Source organism: Haloterrigena turkmenica DSM 5511, from assembly GCF_000025325.1.
Taxonomy (GTDB): Archaea; Halobacteriota; Halobacteria; order Halobacteriales; family Natrialbaceae; genus Haloterrigena; species Haloterrigena turkmenica.
Genome location: NC_013743.1, coordinates 135,378 through 150,846, shown reverse-complemented (window position 1 = coordinate 150,846; position 15,469 = coordinate 135,378). Strand labels below are relative to the sequence as shown.

16 protein-coding genes are annotated in these 15,469 nt (G+C 67.5%); 4 read left to right on the top strand and 12 right to left on the bottom strand.

The window, feature by feature from the left end; genetic code table 11:
- The first annotated feature begins 21 nt into the window (after positions 1–21).
- Positions 22–219: a CopZ family metallochaperone gene (locus tag HTUR_RS00700; RefSeq protein WP_012941373.1), complete on the top strand. Its 198-nt coding sequence runs from the start codon at positions 22–24 to the stop codon at positions 217–219.
- A 46-nt stretch (positions 220–265) separates the two neighbouring features.
- Here the strand turns inward: HTUR_RS00700 and HTUR_RS00695 are convergent, their stop codons facing one another.
- Together HTUR_RS00695 and HTUR_RS00690 are read right to left on the bottom strand one after the other, a co-directional pair.
- Positions 266–1,162 carry an ABC transporter permease subunit gene (locus HTUR_RS00695; RefSeq protein ID WP_012941372.1) on the bottom strand — a complete coding sequence of 299 codons (897 nt, stop codon included), beginning with the start codon at positions 1,160–1,162 and terminating at the stop codon, positions 266–268.
- The gene (locus HTUR_RS00690) at positions 1,159–2,115 is read right to left on the bottom strand and encodes an ABC transporter ATP-binding protein (RefSeq protein ID WP_012941371.1); all 957 of its coding nucleotides are present in this window, start codon (positions 2,113–2,115) and stop codon (positions 1,159–1,161) included. The genes HTUR_RS00695 and HTUR_RS00690 overlap by 4 nt, the downstream gene beginning before the upstream one ends.
- Before the next feature lie 164 nt (positions 2,116–2,279).
- Between HTUR_RS00690 and HTUR_RS00685 the strand changes: the two genes are divergently transcribed.
- Positions 2,280–2,912, top strand: a complete 633-nt coding sequence (locus HTUR_RS00685; protein WP_012941370.1) for a helix-turn-helix domain-containing protein — start codon at positions 2,280–2,282, stop codon at positions 2,910–2,912.
- 40 nt (positions 2,913–2,952) lie between these two features.
- Here HTUR_RS00685 and merB read toward each other — a convergent pair whose 3' ends face one another.
- Together merB and HTUR_RS00675 are read right to left on the bottom strand one after the other, a co-directional pair.
- Positions 2,953–3,588 carry an alkylmercury lyase family protein gene (gene merB, locus HTUR_RS00680; protein WP_012941369.1) on the bottom strand — a complete coding sequence of 212 codons (636 nt, stop codon included), beginning with the start codon at positions 3,586–3,588 and terminating at the stop codon, positions 2,953–2,955.
- Between the two features lie 108 nt (positions 3,589–3,696).
- Positions 3,697–6,009, bottom strand: a complete 2,313-nt coding sequence (locus HTUR_RS00675; RefSeq protein WP_012941368.1) for a copper-translocating P-type ATPase — start codon at positions 6,007–6,009, stop codon at positions 3,697–3,699.
- Between the two features lie 134 nt (positions 6,010–6,143).
- On the opposite strand from HTUR_RS00675, the gene hisG reads away from it, so the two are divergent.
- The gene (gene hisG, locus HTUR_RS00670; RefSeq protein WP_012941367.1) at positions 6,144–7,028 is read left to right on the top strand and encodes an ATP phosphoribosyltransferase; all 885 of its coding nucleotides are present in this window, start codon (positions 6,144–6,146) and stop codon (positions 7,026–7,028) included.
- Between the two features lie 62 nt (positions 7,029–7,090).
- On the opposite strand, the gene HTUR_RS00665 is transcribed toward hisG, so the two are convergent.
- Together HTUR_RS00665 and HTUR_RS00660 are read right to left on the bottom strand one after the other, a co-directional pair.
- Positions 7,091–7,543: a DUF7344 domain-containing protein gene (locus HTUR_RS00665; protein ID WP_012941366.1), complete on the bottom strand. Its 453-nt coding sequence runs from the start codon at positions 7,541–7,543 to the stop codon at positions 7,091–7,093.
- Positions 7,544–7,969: 426 nt separating this feature from the next.
- Positions 7,970–8,530, bottom strand: coding sequence for a TATA-box-binding protein (locus HTUR_RS00660; protein ID WP_005554970.1), 561 nt, complete (start codon positions 8,528–8,530; stop codon positions 7,970–7,972).
- Between the two features lie 229 nt (positions 8,531–8,759).
- Here HTUR_RS00660 and HTUR_RS00655 point away from each other — a divergent pair, with 229 nt between their 5' ends.
- On the top strand, positions 8,760–9,875 hold the full coding sequence (locus HTUR_RS00655) for a THUMP domain-containing protein (protein WP_012941365.1): 1,116 nt from the start codon (positions 8,760–8,762) through the stop codon (positions 9,873–9,875).
- 71 nt (positions 9,876–9,946) lie between these two features.
- Here HTUR_RS00655 and HTUR_RS27130 read toward each other — a convergent pair whose 3' ends face one another.
- The 6 genes from HTUR_RS27130 to HTUR_RS00630 all read right to left on the bottom strand — a co-directional run bounded on the left by HTUR_RS27130 (position 9,947) and on the right by HTUR_RS00630 (position 15,436).
- Positions 9,947–10,093 carry a hypothetical protein gene (locus HTUR_RS27130; protein WP_012941364.1) on the bottom strand — a complete coding sequence of 49 codons (147 nt, stop codon included), beginning with the start codon at positions 10,091–10,093 and terminating at the stop codon, positions 9,947–9,949.
- 27 nt (positions 10,094–10,120) lie between these two features.
- Positions 10,121–10,321 (bottom strand): DUF7576 family protein, encoded by a 201-nt coding sequence (locus tag HTUR_RS00650; RefSeq protein WP_012941363.1) that lies wholly within the window; start codon positions 10,319–10,321, stop codon positions 10,121–10,123.
- Between the two features lie 29 nt (positions 10,322–10,350).
- Positions 10,351–10,662, bottom strand: a complete 312-nt coding sequence (locus HTUR_RS00645) for a HalOD1 output domain-containing protein (RefSeq protein ID WP_012941362.1) — start codon at positions 10,660–10,662, stop codon at positions 10,351–10,353.
- 174 nt (positions 10,663–10,836) lie between these two features.
- Positions 10,837–13,023: a bacterio-opsin activator domain-containing protein gene (locus HTUR_RS00640; RefSeq protein ID WP_012941361.1), complete on the bottom strand. Its 2,187-nt coding sequence runs from the start codon at positions 13,021–13,023 to the stop codon at positions 10,837–10,839.
- Between the two features lie 352 nt (positions 13,024–13,375).
- On the bottom strand, positions 13,376–14,113 hold the full coding sequence (locus HTUR_RS00635; protein ID WP_012941360.1) for a hypothetical protein: 738 nt from the start codon (positions 14,111–14,113) through the stop codon (positions 13,376–13,378).
- A gap of 129 nt (positions 14,114–14,242) precedes the next feature.
- A complete protein-coding gene (locus tag HTUR_RS00630) occupies positions 14,243–15,436 on the bottom strand; it encodes an inorganic phosphate transporter (RefSeq protein WP_012941359.1) in 1,194 nt (397 codons plus the stop codon).
- Between the last annotated feature and the right edge of the window lie 33 nt (positions 15,437–15,469).

The window sequence follows — 15,469 nt, the reverse complement described above, 5'->3', positions numbered from 1 at the left end:
CGAGCGTCCCTATCTCCTCGTATGAGCCAGACGATCACCGTCGAAGGAATGTCCTGCGAACACTGCGAACAGACCGTCGAAGACGCGCTCGAGGGCGTCGAGGGCGTGCAGTCGGTCAACGTCGACCGAGAGGCGGCGCGAGCGACCGTCGAGGGCGATACGGACCCGCAGGCGCTCGTCGAGGCGGTCGACGAGGCCGGCTACGAGGCCAGCACGTAATCCCGATCAGCGCACGCGCCCCGATTTTCCGTGCAGTCCGTTCGGCTCACCCGAGATCCGCGTCTTCGAACAGCCGGTAGCCCGCGAGGACGGGAACGAGCCCCCAGGCGAGCAACACGACCGCGGAGAACCAGTCCGCGAGGTAGAATGGCACCTCGCCCGCGAGCCGGTTCGAGAGCTCGAGCGTCTCGGCCGGCGCGTTCGCGGGAACGTCCTCCAGCGGGAACTCGGGGACCGCGTCCACCCGCTCGTCAAGAACCGCGCCGGCGACGACGCGATAGGCCTCGAGCGGATTGAGTCGCTTCAGGAGGAAGTACCAGGACTCGGCCTGAACCCCCGGTAGCGAGCCGGTGACCACGTAGTAGATCCCGACGACGACCGGTTTCCAGAAGAACACCATGCCCACGAACGAGCCGATGGTGAGCGTCCGCGCCCGTCCCCGGGTCGACGCGGTGGCCGAGCCGCCGACCGCGAGGGCAGTGAAGGTCAATCCGAGCAGGACGCCGGCCGCCACGAACCCGACGAACGTCGCCGCGTCGGGGACGCCGTACAGGGCCACGACGAGGACGCTGGCCGCGGCGAATCCGATCGCCAGCGCCGTGCCGGTGACGAGCAGCCGGCCGGCGAGTTTGCCGGCGACCACCTCGCCCCGCGAGAACGGATAGCTCAGCAGCACCCGCAGGCTCCCGGAGCGGCGTTCACCGACCACGGCCGTGTAGCCGACGGCCAGCGCGATGCCCGGGACGAACAGCTGCGCGAGCATCGCGACGCCCGACAGCGCCATCGCGGCGTCGACGGTCACGGGCTCCGGGAAGAGCTGTTCGGCCGAGAGCAGCGACATCGCCAGGAAGGCGACGAAGACGGCGGTGAGCCCCCAGAGCAGCCGCGAGCGGACGGCATCCTCGAAGTCCTTGCGGGCGACGTCCTGCCAGGAGACCGTCATGGAACCACCTCCTCGACAAGAGCGGGAGCCTCCGGCTCCGCGTCACCGACGTCGCCGTCCGTCGTGTACGCCGTGAACACGTCCTCGAGCGACGCGTCGTCGGAATCGACGTCGAGGATCTCGACGCCGGCGGTCGTCAACCGGGTCACGACCCGCGCTTTCGCGCGCGGATCCGAGCAGGCGATCCGGAAGCGGCCGTCCGTCGACCGAACCGACTCGACGCCGTCGATCGCGGCGATATCGACGCCGGGATCGTCGGTCACGCGCAGGCGGAGCTCCGAGCCGGCGCCGACGGTCTTCCGCAGCCCCTCAACGGTGTCGACGGCGACGAGCTCGCCGTCCGCCAGGATGCCGACGCGGTCGCAGACCGCCTCGACCTGGCCGAGGATGTGACTCGAGAAGAACACCGTCGTCCCGCGCTCGGCCTCCTCGCGAACCAGGTCTCGCATCCGGCGAATCCCGTGGGGATCGAGCCCCGAGGAGGGCTCGTCCAGCACGAGCAGATCGGGATCCTCGACCAGTGCCATCCCCAGCGCAAGCCGCTGTCGCATGCCTTTGGAGTAGTCGCCGACCGACCGCGCCGCGTCGCGGTCGTCCAGTCCGACCCGGTCCAGTATCGCGTCGGGATCGTCGGCCGCGTCCGTCCATTCGATCGCGAACTCGAGGTGACGGCGACCGGTCAGGCGATCGTAGAGGCCGATCCCGTCGGGCAGCACGCCGACGCGCTCGCGGAGCGCCTCCGACTCTTCGCGGACGTCCATCCCGAGTACCGTCGCGGTTCCGTCGGTCGGGCGGACGTAGTCCAACAGCATGTCGATGGTCGTGGACTTCCCGGCGCCGTTCGGACCGAGGAAGCCGAACACCTCGCCCTCGCGGACGCGCAGGTCGAGTCCGTCGACGGCGACGACGTCGCCGAAGCGTTTGGTCAGGTCGTTAGTTCGGATCGCAGTCATCACTCCGTTGTACCGGCTCGGACCGCACGGGCTGTACTCCGAGTATACTGGGACGGTTTATATCGGCTCGAGCGAGCGCTGCGAATCGGGAGGCGACCGGCGAAACCGGTCGGGAACGTGATCGGTGGACAACGTTTTATCCAATTCCTGTGATAGCGACACACATGAGGGAAGCTCACGTGTCGCTGACCGATCCGGCGTTCGATCGGATGGGCATCGCGGAGCTCGTCTCACTGAGTCGCGACGCGGGAGTTCTGGGATTCGAGGAACTCGCGTGCCACGGGACCGGCGCCGTCGTCCAGGTCGCGGTCGAGACGCCGATCGACGAGGACCGGCTGTCCGACCTCGAGTGCGTCGACTGGTGGGAACGGATCGCCGACTCGGGCGACGATCACCGCTACGTGATCGCGTTTACCGCGCCGGAACTTCCCGAGGGGCTCGCCGAGCGGGCGGACGAGTTGATCGGGACCTGCGAACCGAACGTGACCGATCGGGGGGCCACCCTGTCGCTGGTGGGCTCGCAGGAGACGATCGCCGCGACCATCGACGAGTACGAGACCGCGGGGATTTCGCCGGAGCTGCGGAAGTTCGGGACCTACGACGGTCGCGACCACCCGCTGGCCGAGCTGACCGACCGCCAGCGCGAAGCGGTCCGGACCGCCTACGAGATGGGGTACTACGAAGTGCCGCGAACGGTCACGAGCGAAGACGTCGCCGCCGAACTCGAGGTCGATTCGTCGACGGTCGCCGAACTGCTCCAGCGAGCCGAGCGGAACCTGTTGGGACGGCACCTGTGATGGCAGGCGGCGAAACCGGCGTCGGTCGAGCGCCGCTCGATCAGGCCAGGAGCGCGGCCGCCAGTTCGGTGGCGCCCTCGAGGGGCATCGCGACGGTCGCCGCCGGGACGGCGTCGGCCCACTGGTCGTACGACTCGCGGTCCGGGAACGCCCTGACGAACGGACAGACCGCGGCGTAGACGTCCGCGTGCGACGGTTCGCCGTCCGAGGGCGGCGAGACGGTTTCGTCGACGCCGAACGAGAACGCGGCCGTTTCGGGGTCGACCGTCAGGTCGGTGGCACCCGCGGCGCGCGCTTCGATTGCCGTCCCGCCCGGACTCTCGGTCCGAATCGCGACCGGTCGCTCCGCGAGCGCCGACAGCAACACCGCGTCGTAGAAACACCGGAAGTAGTACCGTTCACCGTCGATCTCGCCCCAGTGGGCCGTCTCCTCGTCGGCGTGACACAGGTCATCGACCGTGATCGACCCATTGGTTCGACGGCGGACCTCGGCGACCCACTTGTCCAGGGTCTCGATCGACCCCTCGCCGAGGACCCGTCCCAGTCCCGCCTGAACGTCGCTCGGCAGCGGGGCCTCGAGACGCTGCGAGTCGCCGAGCCACCGATCGGGCGCCGGCTCGAGGTCGTTCGACCGTCCCTCGTGCGAACTATCGCAGGCGCACGGATCGTCCGTCATACTACCGTCTACGGCCGTCCGCGGCTATCAGCGTGACTCCCAACGTGCTGGGTCCGTTTACACCGTCCGCGAGAGCCGCCGATGAATCGAAACGGACCGATCGCTCGCTCAGTCTGCTGGCCGGGGCTCCCGCGGCGTGGAAACGCCCGGCAGGCTCGGCACCGAGAGATCGGTCCGCCGGAGGAACTGCGCGTTGATCGCGACGATCACCGTGCTCAGCGACATGAGTAAGGCACCGACGGCCGGCGAGAGCAGAATTCCGATCGGCGCGAGGATCCCCGCCGCCAGCGGGAGCGCGAAGACGTTGTAGCCCGCGGCCCAGACGAGGTTCTGTTGCATCTTCCGGTAGCTCGCGCGGCTCAGCTTGACGAGCCGGACCACGTCCATCGGGTTGTTCTGGACGAGGATGATGTCCGCCGACTGGACGGCGACGTCCGTCCCGCTCCCGATCGCGATGCCGATGTCGGCTCTGGTGAGCGCCGGCGCGTCGTTGACCCCGTCGCCGACCATCGCGACGGATTTCCCCTGCTCCTGGAGCTCCGTGATCTTCTTGTCTTTATCCTCCGGCAACACCTCGGCGAAGACCGTGTCGATGCCGAGGTCGTCCGCGACGGCGCGGGCGACGTCTTCGGAGTCCCCGGTCATCATCGCCACCTCGAGCCCCAGTTCGTGGAGCGCGTCGACGACCCGATAACTCTCCTCGCGGATGACGTCGGCGAGCGCGAACGCAGCGACCGGTTTCCCTTCACGAACTAAATAGACGACCGTCTGTGCGTTCCCGCCGGCTCTGTCGGCAAATCGCTCGAGCGCCGACGGAACGTCGCCCTCGAGTTCCGAGAGGAGATTCGGCCCGCCGACGTAGATCCGCTCCCCGTCGACCGTCGCGCGGACGCCCTTGCCTTTCAGCGCTTCGAAGTCGGCGGCGGTCCGCCTCGAGACGTCGCGGTCGTCGGCCGCTTCGCGAATCGCCTGCGCGATCATGTGTTCCGAGTCAGCCTCTACGGTAGCCGCCATCGCGAGTGCCTCTTCCTCGGAAACGCCGTCAACTGTCGCGATATCGACCACGCCCTGTTCGCCCTCGGTGAGCGTCCCGGTCTTGTCGAAGACGACGGTATCGAGGGTCCGGGCCTGTTCCATCGCGATGCGATCCCGGACGAGCATCCCGTTGCGCGCGGCCAGCGAGGTGTTGATCGCGACCACTAGCGGAATCGCCAGCCCGAGCGCGTGCGGGCAGGCGATGACGAGGACGGTGACGACCCGCTCAATCACCGCCGAATCGAAGCCGGTCGCGATCGTCCACGCGAGCGCCGTGACGACGGCCGCGCCGAGGGCGACGTAGAACAGCCAGCCCGCGGCGCGGTCGGCCAGCGCCTGTGTTCGCGATTTGCTCCCCTGGGCCTCCTCGACCAGCCGCATGATGCCGGCCAGCGTCGTCTCCTCGCCCGTCGCGCTGATGCGCACGCGGAGGCTGCCGTCGCCGTTGACCGTCCCGCCGATGACCTCGTCGCCGGGCTCCTTCGAGACCGGCGCCGATTCGCCGGTGATCATCGACTCGTTGACGTCCGACTCGCCCGTCTCGACCACGCCGTCGGCTGGCACGCTCGCGCCCGGCCGGACGAGCACCAGGTCGCCTTCCTCGAGTTCGTTCGCCGGGACCTCCTCTATTTCACCGGGCTGCGCCCGGTCATCCGCGGGACGTTGTCCCGCGCTCTCGCCGTCGTCCGTAATCCGCTCGGCCGTGTCGGGCATGAGTCGCGCCAGTTCGTCCAGCGCGCTCGAGGCCCGCCGGACGCTGCGCATCTCGATCCAGTGGCCCAGCAACATGATGTCGATCAGCGTCACCAACTCCCAGAAGAAGGCCGACTCGGTGGGGACGACGACGCTCGCGAGGCTGTAGACGAACGCGACGGTGATCGCCATCGAGATGAGCGTCATCATCCCCGGCGCGCGCTCGCGCAGTTCCGGGACGGCCATCCGAAGGAAGGGGACGCCGCCGTAGGCGAAGACGATCACCGCGAAGACGGGGCTGATCCACTCGCTGCCGGGGAACGCCGGCACCGAGAAGCCGAGCCACCCCTGAAGCATCTCGCTGTAGAGCAGGACGGGGATCGAGAGCAGCGTCGAAACGAAGAATCGGCGCCGGAACATCGTCTCGTGGCCGGCGTGCATCCCGCCACCGTGGTCGCTGTGGTCGCCACCGGAATGCATCCCACCACCGTGATCCTCGCCGTGGCCACCGCGCTCGTGGCCGACGTGATCCCCGCGTTCCTGCCGATCGCGGATCTCGGCTCGCCCCCGCTCGGCGTCGTCGGCCTCGTCCTCGAGCAGCGACCGTTCGGTCCGGTCGGCCCGCTCGCCGTCGTCTCGAGCGGTATCGGATGATTCCGGACCGTCCTCGGCTCGGTGGTCGTGATCGTCCATCGGTCGATTCGGTCGGACGGTATGCGGTCGGTCACCAAGGAAGTGGGGCTGGCGACTCCCGGGCGCGGCGCCGAGAGACCGACCGTTCGCCCGGATGAAAAGACAATTCCCCGCCGGCGACCAACGGGTGGCATATGCGAATCGCCGTTCCCAACAAGGGCCGCCTGCACGAGCCGACGATCGACCTCCTAGAGCGGGCGGGGCTCCACCTCGAGAACGGTGCCGACCGAAAACTGTACGCCGACACCGTCGACCCGGACGTCTCCGTCCTCTTCGTCCGGGCGGCTGACATCCCGGAGTACGTCGCCGACGGCGCGGCCGACCTCGGCATTACGGGGTACGACCAGGTCTGCGAAGCGCGCGTCGACAACGTCTCGGAACTGCTGGATCTGGAGTTCGGGCGCTGTCGGCTCGTCCTCGCGGCGCCCGAAGACGGCGACATCGACGGCGTCGACGACCTCGAGGGCGGCATCGTGGCTACGGAGTTCCCGAACATCACGGAAGACTTCTTCGCCGACACCGGCGTCGAGCCCGACATCGTCGAGGTCTCCGGAGCGACGGAGCTGACCCCCCACGTCGAGATGGCCGACGCCATCGTCGACATCACGAGCACGGGGACGACGCTGAAGATGAACCGGCTCGCGGTGGTCGAGGAGGTGCTCTCGAGTTCCGTTCGGCTGTTCGGTCGCGAGGACGTCCTCGACGATCCGAAGGTCGAGGAGGTCCAGACGGCGCTCTCGTCGGTCAAACAGGCCGAAGGAAAGCGCTACCTGATGATGAACGTGCCCCGAGAGCGACTGGACGACGTCCGCGACGTCATCCCCGGGATGGGCGGGCCGACGGTGATGGATATCGCCGGCGAAGGCGGGGAGACGTCGGCGGGAGCCGGAGACGACGGTGGGGCGGTGGCCGTCCACGCGGTCGTCGACGAACGACGGGTCTTCGAGACGATCACCGAGGTCAAAAACGCCGGCGCGAGCGACATTCTGGTGACCGAGATCGAGCGGCTGGTCGAGTAATCGCGGCCGCGCAGCGCTGTTTTTCGCGTGGAGCGACGCGGGGAATCGGATACGCGTCGACCTTATGGCTGCGATAACCCCGCACCCTCCGAGCCGGCGAGGGCCTCGAGATCGAGGGCCGATTCGAACGCCGAGAGCCGCGCGCCGGGAGCGACGCTCCCGCGGATCTCATCGTAGTCGAGCACGCGGTAGTTCTCGAGCAGCGGCAGGTGGGTCCGGCACAGCGAGACGTGGACGCGCTGGCGCAGTTCCAGCAGCGAGGTGACGGCCGTCGAGTCGTGTTCGGCGTCGGCGATCCGGGCGACCAGCGCCGGCAGCTCGAGGGAGTCGTCCGCGTCGAGCAGACAGCGCAGCAGTTCGCGACGGCGATCGCTGTCCAGCACGCGGCGGACGGCAGCCTGCGGGATGGAGTCGTCGATCGCGACCGTAGTCCCGTCCGCGCGGTCGTCGCCGTCGTCCGCTCGCCGACGGCTGGCAGGTGACGCGGTCGTCGGCTGGTCTGTGTGGATCGTCATCGATACTGGACACTCAGCGTTGGCGAGTGGATAAACCGGGTCGGTCGTTGGGGTGCCTGAGACCGAATTCAGCCCACTATGGATCGTTCATCGGGATTTGAACGGTCGAAATCCGGTGGAAGAGCGGTGAAGCGACGCCGAAACGGTTTCCGGACCGGCGATCGACGAGAGCCGTAAAACAGACTCGACTGCCGACCGAAAGCTGTCACTACTATCAATAAGAAGAACGATATCGACCGCGGTGGCGTCTGTCCGTGGCGATTCGAACCCAGTCGGTGGCGGTGTCGCGAGCGCGGCGCAGTGCGTTCGAGAATCAGAGTCGATTCTCGAGCCCAGCAGCGGTGCGACACACCGCTGTGGACGCCGCGAAAATCACAACGGCACGCCGTTACCCGCGAGCCGGCAAGCGGGCGAAAACGGGTGGCGTTACTCGAGCAGGCCCAGGTCCTCGAGGCGGGAAACGATCTTGTCGACCGCGTGTTCGGCGTCCTTGGGCTTCTTACCGCCGGTGATGACGAGCTTGCCGGAGCCGAACAGCAAGGCGACGACCTCGGGCTCGTCGAGGCGGTAGACCAGACCGGGGAACTGCTCGGGCTCGTACTCGATGTTCTCGAGGCCGAGACCGATCGCGATGGCGTTCAGGTTGAGATTGCGGCCCAGATCGGCGCTGGTGACGATGTTCTGGACGACGATCTCGGGGTCCTCGTTGACCTGGATCTGAAGTTCGCGGAGTTTATCGAAGACGATGCGCAGGCTCTCGTGGACGTCGTCAGTGCTCTTGGCACCGGTACAGACGATCTTGCCCGACCGGAAGATCAGCGCGGCGGACTTGGGGTTCTGGGTGCGGTAGACGAGGCCGGGGAACTGCTCCGGATCGTAGTCGGCGCCCTCGAGGTCCATCGCGACGCTCTGAAGGTCGAGTTCCTGCCCGATACCGGTCGACGCCACCACGTTTTCGATATTGATGGTGTCCTTGGGATCCGTCATAAGTCGCTTAAAAAGACGTATTTAAGGTTTATAAAGGTTAGTACCGCCACCTGATATATCCGGTATATTCGACGGCCCCGGAAGCCAATTATATGCCAATTTAACCGGTTTTACCGGCTCGCAAGCGGGTTTAAGTCGGGACGGCTTTGCAGCCGATCGTCGTTCGAAACGGCGTGGCGACGACCGCGAAGCGGTAGGCTCATGGCCGCCCCGGCGATGAGCTACGAGCGTGTACCTGCTCGAGCTCGGCGGCGAGGACGACGCGTTCGCGGCCCGCGAAGCGATCAGCGCCGCGACCGGCGTCCGGCGGATCGCCCCCGGTCTCGCCGTTGCAAACGCCGTCAACCCCGAGCGCGTCCGCGGGCTGGCCTACACCCACCGCGCGAGCGACCTGCTCGGGCGCACCGACGCCGACCTCGAGAGCGCGCGCGTCCTGCTCGAGACCGCGCCGATCGACCGCGAGGGGAGCGTCGCCGTGCGCGCGACCGACGTCCACGGCTCGACGGGCGTCAGCACCGAACGCGCGGAGCGCGAACTCGGCTCGATCCTGGTGAATCGGGGCTTTACCGTCGACCTCGACGACCCGGACCACGTGCTGCGCGCGGCGTTTTCGGAGGGACCGCTCGAGGGCGGCGGTGAACTCGAAGCGGATGAGGAGACCGGCGACCTGTTCGCCGCCGCGGGCGCGGAGAAAGACTCGCTCGAGGAATCGGTCTCGGTCTGCGCGCTCGGCTGGCTCGCGGCCGAGAGCGTCCGCGACTTCGGGGACCGCGCGCCGACGGACAAACCCTTCTTCCAGCCGGGGAGCATGGATCCGCTGCTGGCTCGCGCGGCGGCGAACATCGCCGGCGCCCGTCCCGGCGCGACGATCCTCGATCCGATGTGTGGTACCGGCGGCGGCCTCGTCGAGGCCGGACTCGTCGGCGCGGACGTCGTGGGAACGGACGCACAGGAAAAGATGGTCCGGGGCGCGCGTGAGAACCTCGAGCACTTCCTCGACCCCGAAACGCCGTCGCCGACCGGCGTCGCCCGCGGGGGCTGGGCCGTCGCCCGCGGGGACGGGACGCGGCTCCCGCTGGCCGAGGACGCCGTCGACGGCGTGGTCTTCGACGCGCCCTACGGCCGCCAGTCAAAGATCGAGACCCACCGCCTCGAGGACCTGGTGGCCGGAGCGCTCGAAGAAGCCCGTCGCGTGGCGCCGCGGGCCGTGATGATCGCCGATCGGTCGTGGGCGAGCGAGGCCCGGAACGCGGGATGGGGGCTCGAGGCCGCGTTCGAACGCCGCGTCCATCGCTCGCTGACGCGATACGTGCTGGTACTCGAGCGACGGGAGCCCTCGACGTAGGGACGAACGGGCCGAGACTCGGTCGGACGCGATCGGTTCGGTCCGCGGCACCGACCGGCGACGGCGGCGAGCTACTGCTCGACGTCGCAGGTGAGCGTGGACGCGATCCACGCGCGGTCGTTCTGCGGATCGACGATGACGCCGCCGACGCCGTCGTCGGACGTGAATTCGCGGAACTCCTCTCGGATCCGATCGTCCGCGGCGTCGGCGTCGCTCACCGGAGTCCCCGCGACCGTCGGTGACGGTTACGGGGTGTCGGCTCCGTCGCGGGACCGGTGCCACTCGTCGCGGCACGCGTCGCTACAGAACCGGGCGAGATGGTACGTGTCGTCCGCGTCCGTCCACCCGACGGTCGGGTGCCAACTGCCTCGATCGAGGCTCGTTGCGCAGTTCGCACAGCGATCGGGGGCGTCGGACGCGTCGGTGGCCGATGGGTCGTCATCCATCGAACCCGCTGTGGCTGACGATACGCATCTCAGTTCGCGCGCGCGGGCATCGAGGCGGTCTGATCGTCGGACGTCTCCGCGTCCCGGGAGACGGTGACGGTGCCGTCGCGGATGCTGACGGTGCAGCCCGCGATCGAGAAGGAAACGTGCGTCCCCGCCTGCGGACGATCGCCGTTGCGTGGCTGAAAGATATCGTTGAGGGCGTCGGGATCGATCGCCGTGTATAGCGGCGGTAGTTCGTCGACCGGTGTCTCCGTCGCGTCCGCGACCGCCAGCGCTACCGTGGTACACACTTCGTCGGATTGAGAGAGATGTCGGGTCGTCGGCTCAGTTGCGCTCATCTGTTATCTATCCGGAGAAACGGTCCGTTCGGGGAAAGCCGTACTAGCTCAACTGAGAGATATTCCACTGGTGCGGACGCTATCAGTTGAGATACCCCCGGTGGATCGACTCGAACGACGGCCGAGCGCTGCAAACGGAGACCGCTCAGTGCGCTCGGTCGACCGGCGTGGTGGTCAGTCGGTGTAGAGCAGCGTCAATAGCTTTCGCAGGGCCGCGCGGAGGTGATGGTTGAACGTCGGCTGCGAGATATCGAGGGTCGCTGCCACGTCCCGTCCGCTGCTCGCGCGCGGCGATTCGAAGTAGCCGCTGAAGAAGGCCGTCCGCAGGACCTCCGCCTGCCGATCCGTCAGCCGGTCCCCCAGCGTCGTCTGGAACGCCTGTCGCGTCTGTACCGATCGCTCGTCCTCCCGACTCGCCACCAGCGACGTCGCCGGATACGCCGACTGGAAGCGCTCTGCGAACCCTCGGACGTCCGCGTCGCTCGAGAGTTCGACCGTCAGCTGGCCCGCGCCGTCGGCCGCGGTCAACGTCTGCACCGTCACCCCCTGCGTGAGACAGAACGAAACGACGTTCGGCTCTCGCAGTGTACACTCGAACACGCAGTCGGCCGCCCGCTCCGCGACGAGCGTGAACTCCTCGATGCCGAGCGCTCGCTCGGCGAATTCGGCCACTTCGTCGACCGCTGCGCCGCTGGTCGAGAAGAACACCCGGAGCCGATCGTCCATTCGCGGAACGACGCTCTCGAGGGTACACTCGCAACCGGTCTCTGCGGTCAGCTCGAGAAAGACGATATCCGCGTCCTGCACCTCGAACTTGAGTTCGACGACCCGGTCGCTGATCAGCGCTCGCTTGCTTTCGACCGCGTTGATCGCGTGGGCGATCGTCTCGCCGAGTTCGGTCAGCACGGACTGCACTCGCTCGGTGAAGATCCCCGGACGGTCCGCGTAGACCGTGAGGATGCCGTACAGCGTCTCCGCGTACACGAGGGGAATGCTGGCGATAGACCGATACCCGCGTTTCATCGCTTCCTCGCGCCGTGAGGCGGACGACAGCGTCTGGACCACGTCCTCGACGATCTGGAGTTCCCGCGTCCGCACGGCGGCCTCGACCGGGCCGCACTCGGCCGAATCCCCGTCGGTCGTGAACGGGACGCTGTCGAGGTAGCCGTTCCCGACACCCGACCGAGCGTTCGGCGTAACCGTCCCCGAGAGCGAGTCGTGGGCGCCGATCCAGGCGAAGCGAAACGAATCGGCGGCCGCCAGTTGATCGCAGACGGCCTGCTCGATCTCGGTTCGCGTCGTCGCGTGGACGACGCTCTGTACGACGTCGCGGATCATGGCGTTGATCCGGTTGAGCCGTTCGAGAGACTCGGTCTGCGTCTCGAGTTCGGCCTCCCGCTCCTGCAGTCGCTGTTCGCGGCTGAGCCGGTCGAGTGCCGCCTCCGTGTTCGTCGCCAGGATCGTCGCATAGTCGACGCCGATAGACGGAATCGTCAGTGCGTTCGTCGAACCGACGAGGAACACGCCGTGCGTACCGAGCGGGAAGGTGAGCCGACTTCGCAGCGGGGAGTCGGTGTCCGAGAGGGAGGACCGAGCGTCGTCGGCCGTAGCGACGTCGACCTGATTCGTGGCGAACACGCGCTCCACGATCTCCGTACAGGACGCCGATAAGCGGGTCGAGACCTCGGCCGCGTCGTCGATCGGTTCCTCGGTGAACAGCAGTTCTTCGGCCCGGTCGGTGGCAGCGCGGGGCCGCAACTCGCCCCGGTCGGTGTCGTAGAGACAGATCGCGGCGACGGGGAAATCGAGGGACTCGGCCGCCGACGTGACCGCTCGCTCCGCGATGTCGTCGAAAGAGGTCATGGACATCAATTCCCGCGAGACCGTCGAGAGCGCGGTCAACTGCGTTTCGCGCTGGTGACGTTCGAGCGCGTGTCGGAGCGATCGGGTCAGCAGCTCGCTGGTAATCTCGTCTTTGACGAGGTACGCCTGCGCGCCCTGCTGGACGGCGCGGACGCCGACCCGTTCGTCGGAGAGCCCCGTCAGCACCACGATCGGCACGGCCGCGGAACGCTCGAGGACGGTCGTGAGCGTGTCCAGGCCCGAGCTGTCCGGCAGTCCCAGGTCGAGCAATACGATGTCGACCGACGACGCTGCTAACCGTTCGAGTCCCGTCTCGAGGCGATCGGCACGAAGGACTTCAACCGCCTCGGTTCCGCAGTCGACGTCAGATCTACGGTCTCTACCGCGTTCGGCCGACGCCAGCGGGACGGCCGTCTCTTGGAGCATCTCCTCGATCAGGCGAGCGTCGCCCGGGTTGTCCTCGACGAGCAGGATTCGGAGACCGTCGTCCACTATCATGTAACCATTTAGATATTATCGATTAGTTGCGGCCGTATACAAGCCATAATCTGAGATACATTTTCGGTCCGTCACTGCTTCGTTAACTCGGTTACTCATCGAATACATGATCTGATGACGAGGAAGCAAATAAATCCACAGGCGGGTATGACCGGATGGTCGTCCCCCGATGAATTCGAGCGCCGTCACATTCGTCGTGTGTCATACCGCCCGATTCATCGGTCGATGTACTAGTGTATTCGTATCGACAAGACAGTTCGTTCGAACGCTATTCGCGGACCGAGGTCCGAGAGAATGTACCGTGTTCGTCAGTGGTGGGAACGCGACTGGTCGCCGCGTCCTCGAGCGCGGTTCACTGCGCCGACGCCCGTCGCTCGAGCAGCGACTCGACTTCACGGGCGACCTCGGGGGGCATGACGATCCGCCGCGGACCCGGAACGTACTGGCCGTCGGGCTGGGCGTACTCGAGGGTCACGATCGCCGCGTCTCCGACTCGCCGACTCGAGGCGTCCCGAATGACCGCGAGATCGATCGCCTGGTCGGGATTGTAGAGGTAGATCGTCCCCTCCTCGGGGTCGAGTGCGCCGACCGACCGCAGGAACGAGGCGAGCACGAGCGCGACGAGAGCCAGCGGGACCAGCAGCGCGGCCAGGCCGGTGAACGGACCGGCGCCGACGGCCAGCAGTTCCCGCTGGGAGACGACTCGGCCGACGGCCATCAGCGATCCCATGACCGCCAGCATCGCGATCGTCCCGAGCGCGGCGTCTACCGCCCGCTCGAGGCCCCGTCCGGACGGCGCGTCGACGGGGAGCGGTCCGGTGAGGGTCGCGAGGTGTCGCTCGGTGTCGCCGACGGTAGCGACGGCCAGCACCGTCACGACGAGCGCGGCGAACAGCGCGACGATGAGACCACCGGCGCCAGCCTGCCGGGCGAGGTCGTACAGGCGCCAGAAGACGACGATGGAGGCGGTCGCGAAGAACGTTCCGACGCCGAGCGACCACAGGAGCCGAACGGCGCGAGACGTGGAGGCGTCGCGTCGCCACTGGATCGTCTCGGCGTCGTTCGCGTCCGCGGACACGTCCTCGTCCATACGCCCACTGGCGACCGGTCGTGTAAAGCCTGTTCGATGTCGGCCGACTCATACGGTCTCCCGTCAGTCAGTGCCGGCGCACCCGCGACCGCCTGTGGGTGCACCGGCACCCAGTGACAATAAACCGTATCAGCCGAGGACGGCGGCGACCGCGATGAAGGCGACGTAGGAGATGATGATCGACCCGGCCAGCGAGCCGATCCACGCGAGCACGGTGTACCCCATCTTCCGGGCGCTGACGCCGCCGCCGGCGCCCGCGGCGGCGTACCCGCTCCCGATGATCGCGCTGACGATGATCTCGTTGAACGAGACGGGAATGCCAAAGAGCACCGCGCTCTGGGCGATCATGAACGAGGGGATGAGCGCGGCGATCGAGCGCCGCGGCCCCAGCGAGGAGTAGTCCTGCGAGATCGCCTTGATCATCCGCGGCGCGCCGGTCCACGAGCCCAGCAGGAGGCCGAACCCGCCACCGACCAGCAGGGCGATCAGGGGAATCTCGAGGTCGCCCGACAGCGGGATCAGCGGGCCGACAGCCAGCCCGACCTGGCTGCCGCCCGCCGAGAACGCGACCAGTCCGCCCAACACGAGCAGGAAGTGTCGCTCGCCGCTCTCGAGCCCGCTTCGCAGATCGAGGCCGACGACGACCGCCCAGAAGATCGCGATCGCGATCGTCATCGCGGCGACGCCCGCGAGTTCGGGGCCGGGGATCCACCCGCTCGAGGCCTGGGCGATCGACGCCCCGCCGGCGTCCGCCGGGCCGAGGATCGCGAACTCGATGTTGGCGACGAGGACGCCGACGAAGGCGGCCAGGAGCATAATGAGATACCGCTCGGCGATCAGTTCGGCCCGGAGCAGGCGGGCGATCGCGTACGCCATACCGCCGCCGACGAACGGCGTCAGAATCCAGAGCGCGGCGATTTCGGTGTACTTCGCCCACGCCGGAGCGCCCCCCATCCCGAGGCCGACGCCGATGACTGCCCCCGTCACGGTGAAGGCGGTCGCGATGGGGTACCCCGCGAAGACGCCGATCGCGACCAGCCCGGCCGCGATCGACAGCCCGATCGTCGCCGCCATCGGCGACAGCGTCACGCCGCGAATGAGTTCGGCGCCGACCGCTTCGGAGACGTTCGCCCCCTGTAACACCGCGCCGGCGAAGCCGAGGAGGCCGACGAGAAAGCCCGCTCGCATCACCGAGATCGCGTTCGCGCCGACCGCCGGCGCGAACGGCGTCGATCCGCTCGAGCCGGCACCGATCGCCCAGGCCATAAAGAGGCTGGCCAGTGCGGCAACCAGAAACGTCGCGATCGTTACGAGCTCGACCATCTATTGCTATCCCGTCATACCAGCTAGCCGTAC

Excerpts from the sequence above, each read along its gene's own strand:
- HTUR_RS00700 (WP_012941373.1), top strand. The coding sequence starts at position 22 with ATGAGCCAGACGATCACCGTCGAAGGAATGTCCTGCGAACACTGCGAA.
- HTUR_RS00695 (WP_012941372.1), bottom strand. The coding sequence starts at position 1,162 with ATGACGGTCTCCTGGCAGGACGTCGCCCGCAAGGACTTCGAGGATGCC.
- HTUR_RS00690 (WP_012941371.1), bottom strand. The coding sequence starts at position 2,115 with ATGACTGCGATCCGAACTAACGACCTGACCAAACGCTTCGGCGACGTC.
- HTUR_RS00685 (WP_012941370.1), top strand. The coding sequence starts at position 2,280 with ATGAGGGAAGCTCACGTGTCGCTGACCGATCCGGCGTTCGATCGGATG.
- merB (WP_012941369.1), bottom strand. The coding sequence starts at position 3,588 with ATGACGGACGATCCGTGCGCCTGCGATAGTTCGCACGAGGGACGGTCG.
- HTUR_RS00675 (WP_012941368.1), bottom strand. The coding sequence starts at position 6,009 with ATGGACGATCACGACCACCGAGCCGAGGACGGTCCGGAATCATCCGAT.
- hisG (WP_012941367.1), top strand. The coding sequence starts at position 6,144 with ATGCGAATCGCCGTTCCCAACAAGGGCCGCCTGCACGAGCCGACGATC.
- HTUR_RS00665 (WP_012941366.1), bottom strand. The coding sequence starts at position 7,543 with ATGACGATCCACACAGACCAGCCGACGACCGCGTCACCTGCCAGCCGT.
- HTUR_RS00660 (WP_005554970.1), bottom strand. The coding sequence starts at position 8,530 with ATGACGGATCCCAAGGACACCATCAATATCGAAAACGTGGTGGCGTCG.
- HTUR_RS00650 (WP_012941363.1), bottom strand. The coding sequence starts at position 10,321 with ATGGATGACGACCCATCGGCCACCGACGCGTCCGACGCCCCCGATCGC.
- HTUR_RS00645 (WP_012941362.1), bottom strand. The coding sequence starts at position 10,662 with ATGAGCGCAACTGAGCCGACGACCCGACATCTCTCTCAATCCGACGAA.
- HTUR_RS00640 (WP_012941361.1), bottom strand. The coding sequence starts at position 13,023 with ATGATAGTGGACGACGGTCTCCGAATCCTGCTCGTCGAGGACAACCCG.
- HTUR_RS00635 (WP_012941360.1), bottom strand. The coding sequence starts at position 14,113 with ATGGACGAGGACGTGTCCGCGGACGCGAACGACGCCGAGACGATCCAG.
- HTUR_RS00630 (WP_012941359.1), bottom strand. The coding sequence starts at position 15,436 with ATGGTCGAGCTCGTAACGATCGCGACGTTTCTGGTTGCCGCACTGGCC.